Source organism: uncultured Aquimarina sp. (genome assembly GCF_947495315.1).
Lineage (GTDB): Bacteria > Bacteroidota > Bacteroidia > Flavobacteriales > Flavobacteriaceae > Aquimarina.
In genome coordinates, this window is the sequence record NZ_CANLYD010000002.1 from 32,404 (window position 1) to 51,842 (window position 19,439).

The 19,439-nt window shown below is 34.6% G+C and carries 11 protein-coding genes; 4 read left to right on the forward strand and 7 right to left on the reverse strand.

The annotated features are described in order from the left end of the window. Positions 1 to 37: 37 nt before the first annotated feature. The 3 genes from Q0910_RS03680 (at position 38) to Q0910_RS03690 (ending at position 5,962) form a co-directional block, all read left to right on the forward strand. The gene (locus tag Q0910_RS03680) at positions 38 to 1,429 is read left to right on the forward strand and encodes a hypothetical protein (RefSeq protein ID WP_299212733.1); all 1,392 of its coding nucleotides are present in this window, start codon (positions 38 to 40) and stop codon (positions 1,427 to 1,429) included. Between the two features lie 186 nt (positions 1,430 to 1,615). After that, positions 1,616 to 4,828 carry a glycoside hydrolase family 2 TIM barrel-domain containing protein gene (locus Q0910_RS03685; protein ID WP_299212735.1) on the forward strand — a complete coding sequence of 1,071 codons (3,213 nt, stop codon included), beginning with the start codon at positions 1,616 to 1,618 and terminating at the stop codon, positions 4,826 to 4,828. Between the two features lie 15 nt (positions 4,829 to 4,843). Then, positions 4,844 to 5,962 (forward strand): formylglycine-generating enzyme family protein, encoded by a 1,119-nt coding sequence (locus Q0910_RS03690; protein ID WP_299212737.1) that lies wholly within the window; start codon positions 4,844 to 4,846, stop codon positions 5,960 to 5,962. Positions 5,963 to 6,079: 117 nt separating this feature from the next. Here the strand turns inward: Q0910_RS03690 and Q0910_RS03695 are convergent, their stop codons facing one another. Further along, complete coding sequence (locus tag Q0910_RS03695; RefSeq protein WP_299212739.1) at positions 6,080 to 6,454, reverse strand: hypothetical protein; 375 nt, start codon at positions 6,452 to 6,454, stop codon at positions 6,080 to 6,082. Positions 6,455 to 6,523: 69 nt separating this feature from the next. On the opposite strand from Q0910_RS03695, the gene Q0910_RS03700 reads away from it, so the two are divergent. After that, on the forward strand, positions 6,524 to 6,865 hold the full coding sequence (locus tag Q0910_RS03700; RefSeq protein WP_299212741.1) for a MerR family transcriptional regulator: 342 nt from the start codon (positions 6,524 to 6,526) through the stop codon (positions 6,863 to 6,865). 82 nt (positions 6,866 to 6,947) lie between these two features. On the opposite strand, the gene Q0910_RS03705 is transcribed toward Q0910_RS03700, so the two are convergent. The 6 genes from Q0910_RS03705 to Q0910_RS03730 form a co-directional block, all read right to left on the reverse strand. Further along, complete coding sequence (locus Q0910_RS03705) at positions 6,948 to 8,420, reverse strand: hypothetical protein (protein ID WP_299212743.1); 1,473 nt, start codon at positions 8,418 to 8,420, stop codon at positions 6,948 to 6,950. Positions 8,421 to 8,890: 470 nt separating this feature from the next. After that, positions 8,891 to 10,273, reverse strand: coding sequence for an endo-1,4-beta-xylanase (locus Q0910_RS03710; RefSeq protein WP_299212745.1), 1,383 nt, complete (start codon positions 10,271 to 10,273; stop codon positions 8,891 to 8,893). A gap of 133 nt (positions 10,274 to 10,406) precedes the next feature. Then, positions 10,407 to 11,603 carry a hypothetical protein gene (locus tag Q0910_RS03715; RefSeq protein WP_299212747.1) on the reverse strand — a complete coding sequence of 399 codons (1,197 nt, stop codon included), beginning with the start codon at positions 11,601 to 11,603 and terminating at the stop codon, positions 10,407 to 10,409. A 4-nt stretch (positions 11,604 to 11,607) separates the two neighbouring features. Then, positions 11,608 to 13,158 carry a RagB/SusD family nutrient uptake outer membrane protein gene (locus tag Q0910_RS03720; protein WP_299212749.1) on the reverse strand — a complete coding sequence of 517 codons (1,551 nt, stop codon included), beginning with the start codon at positions 13,156 to 13,158 and terminating at the stop codon, positions 11,608 to 11,610. Between the two features lie 30 nt (positions 13,159 to 13,188). Continuing rightward, complete coding sequence (locus Q0910_RS03725; RefSeq protein WP_299212751.1) at positions 13,189 to 16,326, reverse strand: TonB-dependent receptor; 3,138 nt, start codon at positions 16,324 to 16,326, stop codon at positions 13,189 to 13,191. A gap of 132 nt (positions 16,327 to 16,458) precedes the next feature. Beyond that, positions 16,459 to 19,119: a glycoside hydrolase family 3 protein gene (locus Q0910_RS03730; protein WP_299212753.1), complete on the reverse strand. Its 2,661-nt coding sequence runs from the start codon at positions 19,117 to 19,119 to the stop codon at positions 16,459 to 16,461. Positions 19,120 to 19,439: the final 320 nt, after the last annotated feature.

The following is a 19,439-nucleotide window of genomic DNA, read 5'->3' on the forward strand; positions in this document are numbered from 1 at the left end:
TCTGTAGGTACATATTAAAAATTAAAACTGTTAAAATATGAGAATTTTAAAGCCAATGAAATCGCTTTTACTATTGATTTTATCCCTAGCGATCAATAGCTGTGACATTGAAGATAACAATATAGAAATTAAGGAAAACACTAATGATGTTGAACAAAATTTATTAAACAAATCAAATACATACAACAATGTCAAAAGTATAGTATTGGAAGTAGGTGGCTCAAACTATCCCATGTACGACGTTCAGGGGTACTTAGACAATAATGACGATTGGTTTAAGGAAGGTGCATTAAAATTAGTAATAGGAGACTATCATCTTTACCCCAATAAAGTTAATGACCAGCTTACTACTATGTATCAAAACGGACAACGAAAGATTGCCTTAATCATCTGGTACAATCATTTTAATCCTTCTATCACAACAGATACCTACGGACATGTTATACCAAGCAACAAGTATAAACTAACTGAACAACACGAAAGTAATTTTATTAATGTTTTAAATCAAGTAAAGTCCATCGGCTATAATGAAATCATACTGCGATTTGCAGCTCAAGGAATTGCAAGCCCTAAATCTTGGGATGAAACCTGGAACGAAGTACAATATCAAGAAAACTGGAACTTCATTAATAACACTATAAAAACTATGGAGAGCACCTTGGGTGAATCACCCCAACGTGTATATGACCTAGGAGTAGAAATGGGAGGTATTACAAAAGGGCAAACCGAAAAATATGTCAAAAAACTGTGGAACAACTTCAGATATGTTCATCCTGAATTAAAGTCTTTTGGTTTTTCTTTTGCTCATGCACCAGGTAGACTAGATAATCTAATTAAAAACCTGGCAACCACAGGAAAACTACCTGATGAGTATGCATTTGATATTTACCAAAATTTTGCAACAAAAATTGAAAACATCAAACAAGAACTGGCAGACAACGGTGAGGAAGATAAAACCATTGTTATTCAGGAGTGCCCATATAATACGCAAGAAGTTTACACTGAGATAATGCAGAGTATAACAGTTAATAATCTCAAAGTAAGATATATAATGCAATGGCCAGTTGCATATGATTCGGATATTAAACATTTCACTATGGATTATCCTTCTGAATTTAAAGAATATATGTCTCCCTTTATTTACAATGCAGGATCAGGATGCGAAGACAAAAACTGCATCTGGATCGTAGGTCAAAACTTTGAACCCTCAAAGGCATTTATAGGAATACGCCATCCCGAAACATATGATAAAATTTCCACATACAAGGCGAACGAGATTAATCATACTACCAAAAATGGAAAACGAAAGATTACCTTCAGGCTTAAATCAGAGGAAGAACGAAAACTATTCGAAGAAAAAGGATTGCGAGTTTATGTAAATAATCCTACTTATAAAAAATGGGGAGATGGAAGAATAGTTAAAAAATAATTATTAAATAAGATTCTGTCTTACAAACAAAACCTCGATTTTTGGGGTTTTTGCTTTTTTCAATAACATCTAAAAAAACAAGTATCGCTATAATTTGCAATTCACTTTATATCAACAGGATACCACAGGACAGGCATAGACGGGTTTTTATATATTTTCAATAATCATATAAATTCTGAATTCAACATGCGAATCTTATTATTTTTAACTTTAGTTATTGGACTTCAATGTCACACACAAATACCTCAACAACAACCTGATCTTAAGGTTATTGAAGATCCATCAGTTATATCCTTCAATCGTTTACCTTCCAGAGCCACCTCGGTATCCTATGAAAGTGAAAAGCTAGCACTTATTACAGATCGCAAGGCATCTAAAAGATATAAGTCACTAAATGGAAACTGGAAGTTTTCTTGGGCTCCTGTCCCAGAGAAAGCACCCTTAGATTTTCATACTAAAGAGTATGATGATACTGATTGGAACACCATACCAGTTCCTGCTAATTGGGAACTACATGGATATGGAACCGCTATATATAGTAATATACGATATCCTTTTGACCCCGTTAAACCACCTTACACTCCTGAAGATGATAACCCTACTGGAAGTTATAGAACTACCTTCAAGGTTCCTGATACTTGGCAAAATATGCAAATTACTTTACAATTTGGTGGAGTAAGTTCTGCCTTCTATGTTTGGATCAATGGCAAAAAATTAGGGTATGGACAAGATAGCATGCTTCCCTCAGAATTTGATATTACTCCTTACCTGACAGAAGGAGAAAATGATTTAGCGGTGCAAGTGTATCGATGGAGTGATGGAGTTTATTTAGAAGATCAGGATCACTGGAGATTAAGTGGTATCCATAGAGATGTATTTATTACAGCATCTCCAAAAGTTCAACTATATGACTTTTTTATCAAAACAGATTTGGACGATCAATATCAAAATGCTCAATTACAAATCCGTCCTAAAATTAGAATATATAATAATCAAAAAATTGATGGATGGAAACTAGAGGCCCAATTATTTGACGCAGAAGGAAATGCCATTTTGAAGAAAAAATTATCTAAAGATTTAAAAGGAATTGTACATGAATATTACAATCAAAGGGGAAAACCGAAATTTGCAATCCTTGAAGCCTCTATAGAAAATCCCGAAAAATGGAGCGCTGAGAAACCTAATCTCTATACACTGGTTTTTTACCTAAAAAATGAAAAAGGTGTTATTACAGAATATCGAAGTACAAAAATAGGTTTTAGAGAAGTAGAGATCAAAGATGGTGAACTATTTATCAATGGAGTTTCTACGCTTATGTATGGCGTAAATCGTCACGACCATGATCCGATTAAAGGTAAAGTTATAGATGAAGCTCTGATGCTTAAAGATATTAAGACTATGAAACGATTTAATATCAATGCTGTCCGTACTTCACACTATCCAAATGATCCCCGTTGGTATGAACTATGCGATCGATACGGAATTTATGTGATGGATGAAGCAAATCTAGAGACTCATCAAATTGGTGGGTATTTAAGTAATCGCTCAGAATGGGGTCCTGCTCATCTGGAACGTGCTACCAGAATGGTAGAAAGAGACAAAAATCATCCTTCAATTATTTTTTGGTCGTTAGGTAATGAATCTGGTTCCGGTCCCAATCACCAAGCGATGTCGGGATGGATAAAAAATTATGACGAAACCCGATATGTACATTATGAAGGGGCTCAAACCTTAAATCATGAAGGGAAAGAGTTTCTAAAAGATCCTACTTATGTAGATATGATGAGTCGCATGTATATGCCTATAAAACCAATGGTTAAAATGGCAAATCTGGATGATGATCATAGAGCTGTTATTTGGTGCGAATACGCTCATTCTATGGGAAACTCAACCGGTAATTTATTTAAATTCTGGGATGCAATAAGAGCAAATAAACGAATGATCGGAGGATATATTTGGGACTGGGTAGACCAAGGGCTGTTACAAAAAACGGACAATGGAACCTCCTATTATGCTTATGGTGGCGATATGGGAGATACAAAACATAATGACAAGAATTTTTGCCTTAACGGGATTGTCAATCCTGACCGAAGTCCACAACCAGCCTTGTGGGAAGTAAAAAAGGTGTTTCAACCTATAGAAATAAAAGCCATTGATCTCGCAAAAGGGAAAATTAAAATTGAAAATAGACACAACTTCATCAATCTAAGCGAATTTGAATTAAACTGGGAAGTACAAGAAGACGGAAAAACAATACAGCAAGGTAATCTTACCAATCTAAATATTGCTCCTAAAAAAAATCAAGAAATAACAGTACCTATTACTAAACCAAAACTAAAATCAGGCGCAGAATATTTTCTAAGAGTTTCTTTTAAACTAAAGAATAAAATGTCTTGGGCTTCTATAGGCCACGAAGTAGCTTGGGAACAATTTAAACTCCCTTATTTTGAAAAATTGCCGCCTTATAATTATAAATTTGTTTCAGATATAACAGTAGTACAAAACGGTAATAACGTGATCTTATCATCCAAGGAGTTTTCTGTTGGATTTAATAAAAAAACCGGAGAATTAATCTCATACGATTATAAAAACACTCCTATAATTACCGGAAGCTTAACCCCTAACTTTTGGCGACCAACTACTGATAATGATAGAGGAGGAGGTAGAACACCAAAAACTTTGGCCGTTTGGAAAGAAGTACCTGAAAATAAAAAACTGTTATCCTTTAAAATTGATAAAATAAATGATAAAAAATATCACGCACTTTCCAGTTATTCTCTTGCAGATGATAAAGCCAAAATAGATCTACAGTATACCATTTATGGAGACGGGACTATATCCGTTCAGAATACGTTTACGGTTAAAAATTCGGAATTACCTATGATGCCTAAATTTGGAATGCAAGTTAAGATTTCTGATGAGTTTGATACATTTCAATGGTTAGGAAAAGGACCTCATGAAAACTATAATGATAGAAGTCAGGGAGCTGCCATAGGATTATATAGAGAATCTGTTTTGAATGATTATCAAACATATATCAGGCCTCAGGAGAGTAGTAATAAAACAGAAGTAAGATGGTTTACACTATCCAATAATGATGGAAAAGGCTTATATGTTGCGGGCACTGATTCAAACCTTAGTGTAAGTGCCTGGCCATATACAACAGAAGATATCGATAATGCTTTACATACCTATGATCTTAAAAAAAGAGATTTCATCACACTTAATATTGATCATTTACAAATGGGAGTGGGTGGTGATGATAGTTGGTCAAAAAACGCGCTTCCCCATCAAGAGTTTAGAGTTCCGGCTAAAAATTATGAATATAGTTATATCTTGAAACCTGTAGACGATATTGAAATAACCAAACGATTTGAACTGCCAGATATACTAAAATAATTTTAAGATTTCATAATGACGAAAACCCGGTTTTTAATATTTTTCACATCCATTATATTTCTTAGTGTTGGATGTAAAAAAGATAGAAAAAGTCATTCTGTAGTAAAAACACAAAATCCAGAGATTGAGCTTATTACTTTATTACCCAATGACATCAACATCCCAAAAGGAATGATCTGGATTCCGGGTAAACAATTTATACAAGGGGCAACACCTGATGATACTCTAGCTATGCATCACGAGAAACCTTCTCATCCGGTAGCCGTAGATGGATTTTTCATAGATATTACTGAAGTTACCAATGCTCAGTTTAAAAAATTCGTCCAAGAAACCGGGTATATTACATTAGCTGAAAGGAAAATTGATTGGGAAGTGATGAAAAAAGAACTACCTCCAGAGACACAAAGACCAGCAGATTCCCTCTTAGATCCAGGTTCTTTGATATTTAGAAAAATATCTTCAGGCAAATCTAACATTTATGATTACAGCCAATGGTGGGAATGGAAGATAGGAGCCAACTGGAAACACCCTAAAGGATCCAAAAGTACAATCGAAGGAAAAGATGACTATCCCGTAGTACATGTGGCATATGAGGATGCATTAGCTTATTGCAAATGGGCTAATCGACGACTTCCTACTGAAGCTGAATGGGAATTAGCTTCTAGAGGAGAAAAGCTTGAAACCATATATAACTGGGGCGATTCAGATGATTCATTGTCGGAAAAGGCTAATACCTGGAATGGTGTTTTCCCAAATACAAACACAGTAGAAGATGGTTTTATAGGAATATCGCCAGTTAAATCTTTTCCACCTAACTCACTAGGCCTATATGATATGGCCGGAAATGTATGGGAGTGGACTCAAGATTGGTATCATGTTCATTATTATCGGGAATTATTAGAAAATGGTATAACTCTTAATCCTAAAGGAGCGGAAGAATCCTATAATTTGAATAACTCTTTTTCAATTGAAAAAGTGATTAAAGGTGGATCTTTTTTATGTAACAAATCGTATTGTGCCAGTTATAGAAACTCCTCAAGAATGGGTAATAGTATATACTCGTCTTCAGAACATATAGGGTTTAGAACAGTCGTAACTATTAATATGTTAAAAACTCTAGATTTGAATAAATAAAAATTAAGTAAAATTATTACTTATAAAAAACCAAGAACCTCATAATTCAGTTTTTTCATTTTAAATTGAAAATAAGTTTTACCTTTCTGCTATAAACTAATTTTAACTGATAACTATCTATTTCCCAAAATTGAATAGTTTTTTATCTTCAAAATACATTCCTATCCAAAGTAAAATTAGTAGTGCAATCCCGACATGATTAATATCATTTAGTGCCCGAGTAGCAATTATACCTCCTAGATAACTACACAATAGGAAAAAGCCTATACGTCTAGTTTTGGGTACAACAAATAAAATAGTACTTATCAACTGTACAATCCCGAAAGGTAACATCCATTCGGCGGCGTTTAGTTTTTCAAAATTTGTAACTAGAGGGGCAGCCTTAATAATTTTCATTACGCTTGTAGCTAACATTACTAATAAGGGAATTATCCATATGAATCTTAACCAAGTTCGTTTTGTTTCTTTAATCGTTGTTTGCATCTTAATCATATAAATTAATTATTTTTGACAAAGATAAACCATGGACTATAGTCAATGGTCAAATGAAAAGCAAGAAAAATGAAAATAGGTGATTTAGCAAAGCGTACAAGTGTATCAAGAGACACCATTCGGTTCTATGAAGGAAAGGGTATGCTGACAAATGTTACCAGGCCCTTTGAATGGAATAATTATAAGGATTACGGCGAGGAAAATGTAAAGCGTATTCAAATCATCAAATATCTACAACGCTTTTCATTCACCTTAAAAGAATGTAAGGAATTGCTAGACCAAAAAGATGCAAGTACAGACGGTTGCATTAACAAGAGTGCCGCCTTTCAGATAAAACTAGTTATTATCGAAAAACAAATTATAGAGCTTCAGAAAACACGTGATGCACTTATTGAAATTATGAATAAATAAGTAAAACAATTACATTTAATACAATCTCTAATAAAATTGGTCCTTAATAAAAACCAAAAAATAAATTTCGACACATTAAATCTCATTCATTTACAATCGAAATTTTAACTGTATTTATTGAATACCTCCCCGCAGAAAAGCTTATTGAATCTAAAGCTGATTGGTATTCTTCATAATCGAGTACAACTTCATTATTATTCTCATCTGTAGTGGTAATCCAATAGCCATTAATCTTTAGAGTTTCCTGGCTATTGTTATTCGCAATAACCGTGATTTCTTTTGCTTCTGTTGTATAGTTTGAATAATGCATAAAAAGTGTATCCTGCCCCATTTTTCTAAAGGCTGTAACCTCTGAGTTTGAATTATAATTGGTTGTGGAGCTTATGACATGGGAAGAGTCTGGTTGAGCAGAAGTTAACTGCTTGAAAGCATAAAAATGTTTATAAGGTTTAGGTTGAGGAGCGGCCCAAGCAACCTGTATTAACCCACCCGGATGAAATTCGTTTGGATAATTATTTTCAAAATAGAACCAAGAGCTTACACCATTTCTAACGGCAGTACCAAAAAGATTAGATAAGGATAGCGCCGCTTCAAGTGGTCTATCAACAGAAAGTGACCCCAAAGCATCACCCTTTAGAGCGTGTGTTTCTGACTGGTATAAGATTTTACCATCTGCCTCAGCCATAATGTTGGTAAACAACGATGGAACAGCACCATTCTCATATTGATGTGTGGCAATTATATCTATCTGATCCCATACATCAGGATGTTGATCTTTAAAGAATCTCATATAGTCCAAACACCCAACGGGTGATATAGTACTAGGCCCCATGATTAAAGGCACTTGCATATTTGTTGTGTTTATACTCGGATCATTTAACATCTCTTTAAATTTTGGAACTGCATATTTAAAAATACGTGCTACTGCCTCCTTAGTATTTCCATTCAGTCCATAATGGTACTTACGGAATGTGCGATCTAGATCAGGTTCATTAACAACGTTCAATATTTCTACAGACACTCCACGATCACTAAACCCTTTAAACAATCGAAAAAACCATTGCGCTAAACGATCATAAATATCAGGATCGTCAGTGTCTAAAACTTGTAATGTTTCTCCTCCAACGACAAGCTCTTTCATTAAATCATCAGGAAATTTATTTCCAACAAGTGAAAACTCAATTTCGGGACGGTAAATTTTGGCAGCCTTTATATAATTCGCTCTTCGATCAAAATAAGAAGGATCATCACTAGGGTAAATTTGGATATAGTCTTGAAGGTACTTCATATTACAATCCTTTACCATAAGCCGTATTGCCTCATCCTGTGAAGCTTCGCTCATGCTATAATGATGTCCTAAAAATAGGCCTATAGAAACTCCACCTCCAATAAATTGATGCTTATAATCTTCAGCATTCAGAATTATTTTTTGTGTTTCAACACTTATTTCTGGATCGATGGGTGCCATTTGTTCAGGATCATCCGTTCCACAACTTATTAAAACCAAAATAAAAGAAATATAAAATAACCGGACTAAAATTTTCGATACCTCCATAATAATTATTAGTTTATCAATTATACTTCCTTTTAAGACTACACGTATGATTAGTTTTCACATGGTGCTCTAAAAGACCAAAAACTTTATACAACTTAAGTAATCTTTAAGAAGTCTCTAAGTTATTTTAAAACACTAATGTTTGTATCCTGTACTATCTTGTTAAATTGATATCAACCTATCTCAAGTAGAAATTTTTATTAATTAACAACAGAAATGAATGTATCGTAATTTTCTGCCTCTAGAAATCAGTTTAAGATGTCTGATTTTTAATCTGTTTTAAGTAGTTCTTTAATAACGAACTTCTTAAGAGTACACAAATTAGAGATCTTTGTTGTAGGTTAGTTTTTTGATATTTCCAATAATCAAGAGGTCGTGGGTTCGAGTCCCATCTTCTCCATAAAATAAAATCCCTGTAAAAATTATATTTACAGGGATTATTATGACGATTGTTTATGGGAATAAGTTTATTATAATCCTTCTAAAAACCCTTGATACGCTTGTTTTTTATTAAAAGAAGCATCAAACAAAAGAGGCCACTCTGGTCGACCGTTATTTTCTGGAATAAGCCAAGTATCATCATCTTTTAATCCCCAAAGTGTTATTGCATATTTCTTATTCTGAGGAATTGCATTAAAGATTTCTACTACTTCTTGTACTCTTTGAGATTGAGCCATTGCTCTTTCCTCAGTAAGTTCGGTTAAATCATTCGCAGCATTTACCTTTACATCTAACTCTGCAAAATGTATTAATACATCTTTCGCAACTAATTCATCCGTAGCATCTTGTATTTGTTGGGTGCTTGGAAAATTGTAATCTATATGCATTTGATACCCTACACCATCTATAAGATCACTTGCTAACAAGTCGTCTACCATTGCCAGTACTTTCCCTCTTTTTGTGCCATCGAATGTCATGTTATAATCATTGTAAAATAACTTAACATTTGGATCTGCAGCTCTGGCAAAAGCAAAACATTTTTCGACATAATCTTCACCCATTCTCTGTAAGAAAACAGTATCTCTCCATTGCACACCGGGATCATCATCAATCGCTTCATTTACAACATCCCACGAATTGATTTTACCTTGATATCTTGTAAATACATCTGTGATATATTGTTCTATTAAATCTTCAAACTCCTGATCAGTACCACTAAAATTTTCTAATACTTGTGGTAGACTTCTATGCCAGATTAGTGTATGTCCATGTACATTTATATTATTTGCTTCTGCATAATCAACTAATGCATCTACTTTACTCCAATCATATATAATTGCACCTGTATTATCAATACCCGTAAATATAGAAGCCATTTTCATATCATTTTCTGCTGTGATGCTACTAAACTCTCTTGTATATATTTCATCATAAGAGGATATATTAGTTCTAGCTTCAGAAACAGCTACACCAACAAAAAAGTTGTTTTCTGTGGCACTTTTTAGAGTAACATCATCAGGGAATTGGGTATTTGTTTCTACCGAAATGGTATTTGAATTTCCTGAGACAACACCGCCTACAACAGCTCTCACTCTATAATAATATGTAGTATTTGAATTTAATCCAGTAACTGATTGAGACAGTTGATTTATAGACAGATTATCAAAACCATCTACAAAAGAACTAAAACCACTATCAGCAGAAACATCTAACACATATTCACTCGCTCTAAATACATTATTCCAATTTGCCCTAAAACTTGTTAAAGAAATATCACTTGCTTCTTGAGCTACTGGAGCTATTGCTCCAGACGAACCGTTATTGTCATCATCACTTGAGCATGACATAAATGACAGTATGGTAAGACATACCATCACATAAAATGTCGAATTACTTATTTTTCCTAATTTCATCTTACTATTTTTTTTAATTTTAATATGACAAGGAGGATCTCATCAAATCTTAACTTGAATCAGTTCCTCCTTGACATGGCTTCTCTTTTTTTAAAAGAAAAGAAACTGGGGACTTTTTTTGTTTTGATATTCGTTACTCTAATTCTAAAACTTCGAACTTAATATTATCATATTTATATCCTGAAGGTACTACTCCAGCGCCTCCTTCGTGGCTGATTTGCATCTTAACAGCTACGATAGTTGATGGGTTTACATCTCCATTACTTTGATTACCTGGATCAAAACTGAAACCAAAATCTGACATTTTTAATCTTAATGTTTGCCATCCGGTTCCTTCTAATGGAGCTTTAATCAACCAGTTACTTCGGTCATCTTCCAAAACAAATTCCATTACCGTGCCTGGAAAACCATCTCCATTAATATCAATGATTAGAAAGGCATTTTCTGCATCTGTAGATGTTGTCACAGAAGCAATAGTTTGATGAGAACTTCCTGTAAAACCATCTGTACCTGTATCATCCCAAATAATTTCTGCTCCAGTACTTCCATCTGCACCTATCCCATTGGCAATTCTAAACATATTGTCTCCATAACTAAACCAATCCGCAGCATAATCATCGTTAATACTTGGTATTCCATTACCTTCAAAATCAGTTATTAAAATCTCTACAATACCGCCTACAATTGGTAAATCCTTAGAAACCATTCCTGCAGAAGTAACCACGGTAAACTCTGTTGTTTCGGTTTTACCTTCAGGAAAAGTAAAAATAAGTTCTTGAGGAGAAACCACGATAAAATCCCCTACTGATTCTCCATCAATCAGCACGTCCTGTACGTTAAAAAACCAGTTACCAAACACTCTAATTTCTAAACCGCCCTCTCCCTTTGGTGGAGAAAAAGTATCCTGAACCGTTAATGTAGGTTCAGGTTGTTTTATCTCAAACTGAGAAGATACTGTTTCACCATAAAGATTAGTAAACTTTACTGTTTGGGTTCCAAAACGACTTCCTTGGTCTACATCAAAGGGAACATTAAAGAACAGTGCTACATTAGAATTCAATGCCGAGTTGAAAAAGGTATTTACCGTTCCATCAAAAACGATTTCTTTCATATCACTTAGACCTGATCCTTCTACTCTGACCAATTCATCAGGAAAACCCGAATTGATTGTAGGTTCATCACCAAGAGATAGGATAGTTGCAATTTCTGGAGCACCAAATTCTCCTCCATCATTTTCGCTGTCTTCACAAGAAAACAATCCTAAGAACAAGATCATTATAGAAGATAAGGTAAACAATCCCTTATTCGTATTTATTAATTTGTTTTTCATTTTCTTAATTATTAATTACATAATCTACTGCTGGACTTGTCGTATCTATGAACGATAACTCTGCTGATGGAATTGGCAATGTAAAGCCACTATCACCTGCATTATCTACAAAAAACGAAGAAACATCCAACGGAACCAAGGTATTTACCGTTCCTCTATCCTGACTTCTTATAATAGACGTTGCCATACCTCTGTCCATTCTTACCAAATCAAGCCAAAACTTACCTGCTTCAAAAGCAAATTCAATTCTTCTTTCATCCATAAGTGCTTCTCTGGTTAACAGTGCTTTTTCCGAAAGTCCCGCTCTTCTTCGAATTTGATTAAATGCATCCAGCGCCTGAACATCTCCAGTAGAATCTGCATCACCCATAATAGCTTCTGCATAGATCATAAGTACATCTGCGTATCGCATTAGTTGCGTACTCATTTCTGTTCTCATAAAGAATACATTTGGATGCTCATTTAAGGATCCTACCACATATTTTCTGTATCGTAACTTTGTTGAAGATTCATCTCCATTTTCAGGAAACGTCCACCCTCCCTGGGTAGTTAATAATTCAGAATACGTTCTTCCTGGTTCGCAAATGATCCATTTTCTTCGTAGATCTTCTTCACCAGGTTCTGTTATCTTGTCAAAGGCTAGAAATAAATCGATACTTGGTGATACAGAACCGAAAGAACCATCATTACCAATGACATCATCACTTGCAATAAGATAGGCTTGGTTCGTATTCTGTATCCCCCATAATCCATTAATGGAAGTCCAAACCCATCTATAAATACCTTCACTGTTTACACTTGCTGATGGATCTATAAATTGATCTTGATAATTAGGCTGTAAATTGTGTAATCCACTATTAATAACCAATTCTGCATACTCCCTAGATTTTGCATAATCCTTGCGGGTTAAATACATTTCTGCCAGATACGACCAAGCTGCCGTTTTTCCTACTCTTATTCCACCAGAAGAACCTAGAGGCAATAAGTCTGCTGCCTTTTGTAAATCATTTTCTATAAAAGCATAGATACTAGAAACCGTATTAAGAGGATATAAAGTAGAAGTGTCCGAAGTGATTTCATCAACAACTGGAATTTCTCCCCATAATCGTACCAAATAGAAATATGAAAAAGCGCGGATAAATCGTGCTTCACCTTCTACTTGATTTTTAACCTCTTCAGAAATCTCAGGGTTCAATTCTCCTGCCACAACTTTTAATAGTTGATTTGCGTCTGCAATTCCTTTATAAAAACCTTCCCATCCTTCTAAAAGCGTACCATTATTAACTCCTACGGAGAATAATCTCCAAGGAGCATCTCCTTCGAAGCCTATAGAGTTACCTGCCAACATATCCAAGGAATACATAAACTTATCATTCGTTGTAAAAAAGGATTGCCCATATAAGGAGTTTGCTCCAGCTAATAGTTGATCATCTGTTTGATAAAAATTATCTTCTGTAATAGAATCTACAACATCAATTTCTAAAAAATCATCACCACAAGAGGTTAGAAAGGTCAATACAATGAAATACTTAAAAAAATTCTTACTATTTTTCATACTGAACATATTATTTTCTTTTTCATTTTTTTAAAACTGTACATTTAGTCCAAGAGTCATTGTTCTTGGAACGGGATATCTACCAAAGTCTATACCTTTAAAAAGAGCACTTTGATTTAATGATCCTACCTCTGGATCGTAACCTGAATAATCCGTAAAGGTGTATAAATTTTGAATAGTGGTATATACTCTAATTTGATCAAAAATTTTGGTTTTACCAAACGTATCTTTAGGTAAGGTACATCCGAAAGTAACACTCTGAATTCTTAGATAAGAACCATCTTCTATAAATCTATCAGACACTCTATTGTTTCCATTCTTATCTCCGTCAGAATATCTTGGCAAACTTCCATCTGTATTCGAAGCACTGAATCGATCGATCACTGTAGCTGCTTGATTTGCATTAAAACGATTTACACCTTCAATATACGTTCTAGTATAGTTGTAAATGTCATTACCGTAAGATCCTTGAAGGAAGACAGATAAATCAAACATTCCATATCGGAAATTGTTAGTTATACTATAGGTAAAATCCGGATGTGGATTCCCAATAAAAGTTCTATCATTATCATCTATGGTTCCGTCTCCATTAAGGTCTTTAAAACGCACATCACCAATCCAGGTACCAGTAGCTTCATTACGGGTACTCTCTGCAGGGATTACGCCATTATCTAATTCTTCTTGAGTTCTAAATAAATCATCTGTTACAAAACCATAGAACATTCCAATCGGTTGACCAACTTCTGATCTTGTCAAATCTGCAATAATTTCCTCATCTCTTAGTGTACCTATAATAGCATCATTTTCACCAGATAGTTCCGTGATTTCGTTACGATATAAACTAAATACAATATTAGTATCCCAACTAAACTTTTCATTAGTAACATTTTTAGTGTTTAACGTAACATCAATACCGTCGTTGATCATTTCACCAAAGTTTTCTACAGGAGCATTGACCCCGATAAAAGACAATGTGTTTAAACTTCCTAAAAAGCCTGGAACGGGTCTTGTGGCAAGAAAATCTTTGGATGTTTTTCTATAGACATCAACATCCAGTCTAATTTTGTTATCGACAAAACCAAGTTCAACTCCCAGATTAGGAGAAATTAATGATTCCCAAGCTACATCCGCATTAGCGAAATTGGCTAAACTAAACCCACTACCAAGCGCTGTATTTTGATTTCTAAGAAAACTTAAATAAAGGAAATTATTAATATCCTGGTTTCCACTGGTACCATATCCTGCTCGGATCTTAAAATAACTCCAAGCACTAGCGATTCCTTCCATAAAAGGTTCATCGCTAACTACCCATGCAGCTGATACTGATGGAAACAATCCCCATCGATTATTGGGACCAAATTTTGAAGATCCGTCATATCTAAGCGATGCTGAAAGAAAATATTTAGAGTTATAATTATAATTAATTCTACCGAAATATGAGAGAAGCGATTGAGCTCCCTCGAAAGATTCTGATAGCGATGTTTCTGCATCACCGGTATTTAAACCAGGAATATCATTACTTGGAAAATCAGATCGCTGTCCCGATAATCCCTGAAATTGTACTTTTTGGGCTTCCGTTCCTAATAAAATATCCAACCCGTGATTTCCTATCTGAGGAGTATAGGTTAAATAATTTTTAAACAGATAATACAACCCCTCATTCGCGCTTTTAAAAGCTGAATTCAAGCCATTCGAAAGTGATCCAAAATCAAAAGTTGGGAAAAAACTTTCTGTTTTGGCAGTATTATAATCATATCCTAAATCAGATCTAAACTTAAGATTATTTGCTAATTTTAAATCTAAATAGATATTTCCATTTACTTTAAAACGTTCCAGCGTACTATTTCTTATTTCTGAAGCAGCTACTGGATTGAGTGCTCCTGTATTACCTAAACCATTTTCTGGAGAACCAAACGTCCCATCTGGATTTCTAACAGGTACATCGGGTGTTTGTCTTAAAGCTGATGTAATAGTTCCATTTCGAGAATCGTTTAATCCTATTTGTTCTAATGAACTACTCAAGTTAATGTTATGTCCAAATTTAATCCTATCGTTATATTGATAATCTAGATTTAATCGTAAACCAAACCTCCTTAAACCAGAATTAATTATAATACCATCTTGATCAAAATAATTTGCCGAGGCGTAGAATTTTGTTCTTTCTTTTCCTCCAGAAATTGATAATTGATGATTGGTTATCGGAGCAGCTCTAAAAATTGCTTTTTGCCAATCCGTTCCTTCTCCCAAAATACCTGGGTTTTCAAACTGTGGAGCTGGAGGTAAATTAGTTGATGGGCTTTGTCTAACCTCATTTGAATACGCTGCAAATTCCCTAAGATTCATCATGTCCAATAATTTTGGTACAGTTTGAATCCCTCCATATGTCTCATAACTTATCTTAGCTTTACCAGCTTTTCCTCTTTTTGTAGTAATGAGAACTACACCATTAGAGGATTGTGCTCCATATATCGCTGCCGCAGAAGCATCTTTTAAAACTGTTATCGATTCGATATCATTTGGATTCAATGCAGAAAGAGGACTTATTGCGGTTTGCCCACCAGTTCCTCCGAAACGTGAAAAATTAAAGGAATCACTTTCTGAATTCTGAACGTTTACTCCATCAATAATATATAAAGGTTCATTAGATCCTGTAACAGAGGTAGTACCACGTATTCTTACGGATACTGCTCCTCCTGGTCGTCCGGAGCTTCGTGTCACGGTAACACCAGATACTAAACCCTGAATTCCCTGATCAATATTAGTAACGACTTGTTTTTCTAAAACATCTGCACTAATTGTTGATATAGCGGATGTAAGATCTTTTTTTCTACTTTGTCCGTATCCAATAACCACAACTTGTTCTAAATCTGTTGGCTCTGGAATCATTACGACATCAATTTTTCCGGATTCAATAACAATTTTTTCTATAGTTTGCATTCCGACGTAAGAAAATACCAAAATATCCCCTTTGGATAACCCTGTTAGTTCATAGTTCCCATCAAAATCGGTTAAAGCTCCATTGGTAGTGCCTTTTACCAATACCGTTACGCCTGGCAGAGGCAACTTATCCTGATCTGTAACTGTTCCGCTTATACTATCTTCTTGCGAAAAAACATGCTGTGTCCCAATTAAAATAAATGCAATAATTGCGAGTTTAAGTTTTATCATATGACATTGTTTTTATGTAGTTTAGTTAAAAAGTGCTTGATAGCCACTTTTGTTTTCCTTTAATTAGTATTCCTTGTCCCTTACAACTATTTAGATGCCAATTAATTAAAGCTTCATTTTTTAGTTTCATTTTTAGTTAAGTGTGATTTTTTTGGTTAAATTCTTTGTAGTTGCAGTATCATTTTGATTGGGTTGTTTTCCACCCACATAAATTTGAACTGCTCCTGATATCTTTTCCTTCTCTCCTGCTGAATTAATGACATCATATTGTTTTGGAGTAACTGTAAAACTTACTTTTTTTGTTTCTCCGACTTCTAAGTTGATTCTTTTAAACCCTATTAAAGAGTGTTTAGGTCCATCTGTATATTGTTTTTTATCGTGGGATAGGTAAAGCTGAACAACCTCATCTCCTTTACTATCTCCAGTGTTAGTAATTTGAACTGTTACAGGAATATTTTCATCAGCTTTTATGGCATCCGGTGTTTCTAATTTTGAATATGAAAAAGTGGTGTATGACAATCCATGTCCAAATTCATATAGAGGATCTCCCTTAAAATATTTATACGTTCGATTCGTCATATCATAAGATTTGAAATCCGGAAGGTCTTCAACAGATTTGTAAAAGGTAACGGGTAATCTACCTGCTGGATTATAATCTCCAAAAAGGACGTCAGCAATAGCTCTTCCTCCAAATTCTCCAGGGTACCACGCTTCAAGAATAGCAGAAACATTATCATCTGCCCAATTAATGGCAAGTGCACTTCCATTCATCAATACTAACACTGTTGGCTTGCCTAGAGCTTGTATTTCTTTTAATAAAGTAACCTGAGATTGTGGTAAAGAGATTTTTGATCTATCGCCTTTATCGAAACCATCTAAAACAACTGGCATTTCTTCTCCTTCTATATCAGGAGATAATCCCAAACAAAGCACCACAACTTCAGAATTTTTAGCAGCTTCTATTGCAGGAGATAAAAGATCTTCATCTAATTTAGACCACAGTAATTGAGCTTGTGGATCTGTATGATAATTATAATATTTTATCTTAATATCATATGATTTACCGGCTTCTAACCTCATGTCCAGATACTTCATTTTTGGCTCATGATCATCCTTAAAATCTACTCTTAGAGAATCATTTATATAAAGTTTACCAGCACTACTAGCTCTTAATCCAATACGATACTCTCCACTTTCTTCTGGAACAATTTCTCCTGTCCATCTAACAGAAAAACTATCTGAAGCTGCATTCTCAAATGGTATTTTAGAAACCCATATAAAATCTATTATACTATCATTTCTGGTTACTTTTGGTTTACCTTTCCACTCTTTATTGTCGAAATATTCTCCTTTTAATCCAACATTATCTCCATTTCGCAATGCAGAAGCAGGTATTGGTTGTAATAAGGGCCACCCTTTTGCAATATGACTTCCTCTAGCATAATGTACTTTTGTATTTGGTAATTTTTCTTTGATCGCTTTTAGAGGTGTGATATTATTTAGAGGAGTTCCATGATAATTCCCCAATAGCGCTTGTTTAGCATTTGCGTTAGGACCTATTACCGCAATAGATTTGATGTCTTTTTTTAAAGGCAGTAATTTATCCTCATTCTTTAACAACACCATCGATTCTCTGGCTGTTTTCTCAGACAACTTATAATGCTTATCGCTACATACGACATCATACGATATTTTAGACCAGGATACTATCTCTTCCGGGTCAAACATACCAAGTTTAAATCGAGCTTCCATAAGTCTTGACAGTGCCTGATCTACTTTATCTTCATCAACTAATCCTTTAAGAACAGCATCACTTAGGTTTGGATCAAAAACATCTCCACAATTTAAATCCGTACCTCTACTTACTGCCAAAGCTGAAGCCTCAGCAGGGGTCTCGACTAATTCATGCTTATTTGGTTCCCAGAAATCGTTAATTGCCCAACAATCCGAAACCACATAACCATCAAACCCCCACTCTTTTCGAAGTATATTATTTAATAATAAATTACTCCCACAACAAGCTTCATCTCTATATCTATTATATGCACACATTACAGATTGCACATTAGCTTCTTTAATTGCGGCCTCAAAAGCAGGTAGATATGTTTCTTTTAAATCTCTATCCGATGTATGATAATTGTCTTCGTGTCTTGATTTTTCCGGTCCGCTATGCACTGCAAAATGCTTAGCTGTAGCAACCACTTTAAGGTATTTTGGATCATCACCTTGTAATCCTTTTATAAAATTAACACCCATTCTTCCGGTGAGGTATGGGTCTTCTCCGTAGGTTTCTTGACCTCTTCCCCATCTTGGATCTCTGAAGATATTGATGTTAGGAGTCCAAAAAGTAAGTCCTTGGTATATTCCTCTTTTATTTTCTTTGACAAAACGATGATGCTTTGCTCTTGCTTCATCAGAAATTACTGTACCAACATCAAATAATAATGGTGCGTTCCAAGTAGCACCCATTCCAATTGCCTGCGGAAATACTGTAGCCTCTCCAGCTCTTGCAACACCATGTAGGCATTCATTCCACCAGTTATACTCAGGCACTCCTAAACGTTCTATTGCCGGTGCATCATACCGCATCTGCGAAACCTTCTCAGAAAGAGTCATATGACCTATTAGATCACTTACTCTTTCACTAATAGGTAGTTCGGGATTCTTAAACTTGTATTCTGTCTCTTTTTTTGTTACACATCCAATATTCAATTGAAGAATAATTGAAACGACAATTAAACTGTTAACCCTGAAAAGTTTTTTTAATGTTTTTTTAGATTCTTTCCTTATCATTATTGTTAGTTAAAGCTGGTTCTTTTCATGATATTAGATCAAGGATGAAAACAAATAATCCGAGCACCAATACTATTAAAAATATCTCTCCCAAAATTTTAATTTTAGAGTACTTCTTATTCATGTCCTTTGACTAATTCACAATTTTTTAACAATTTATATACAGGATTAAAAAAACAATGCCACAGATAGAGCATATGATAAAACATTTGTTGCATTCGCCCCTTTTACGAGGGTTTTACAACATTTTAGACAGTCGAGGCAACAATATTTATAGCTAAATTTGACTAGTATGCGATCTAATTATGAAGAATATATTT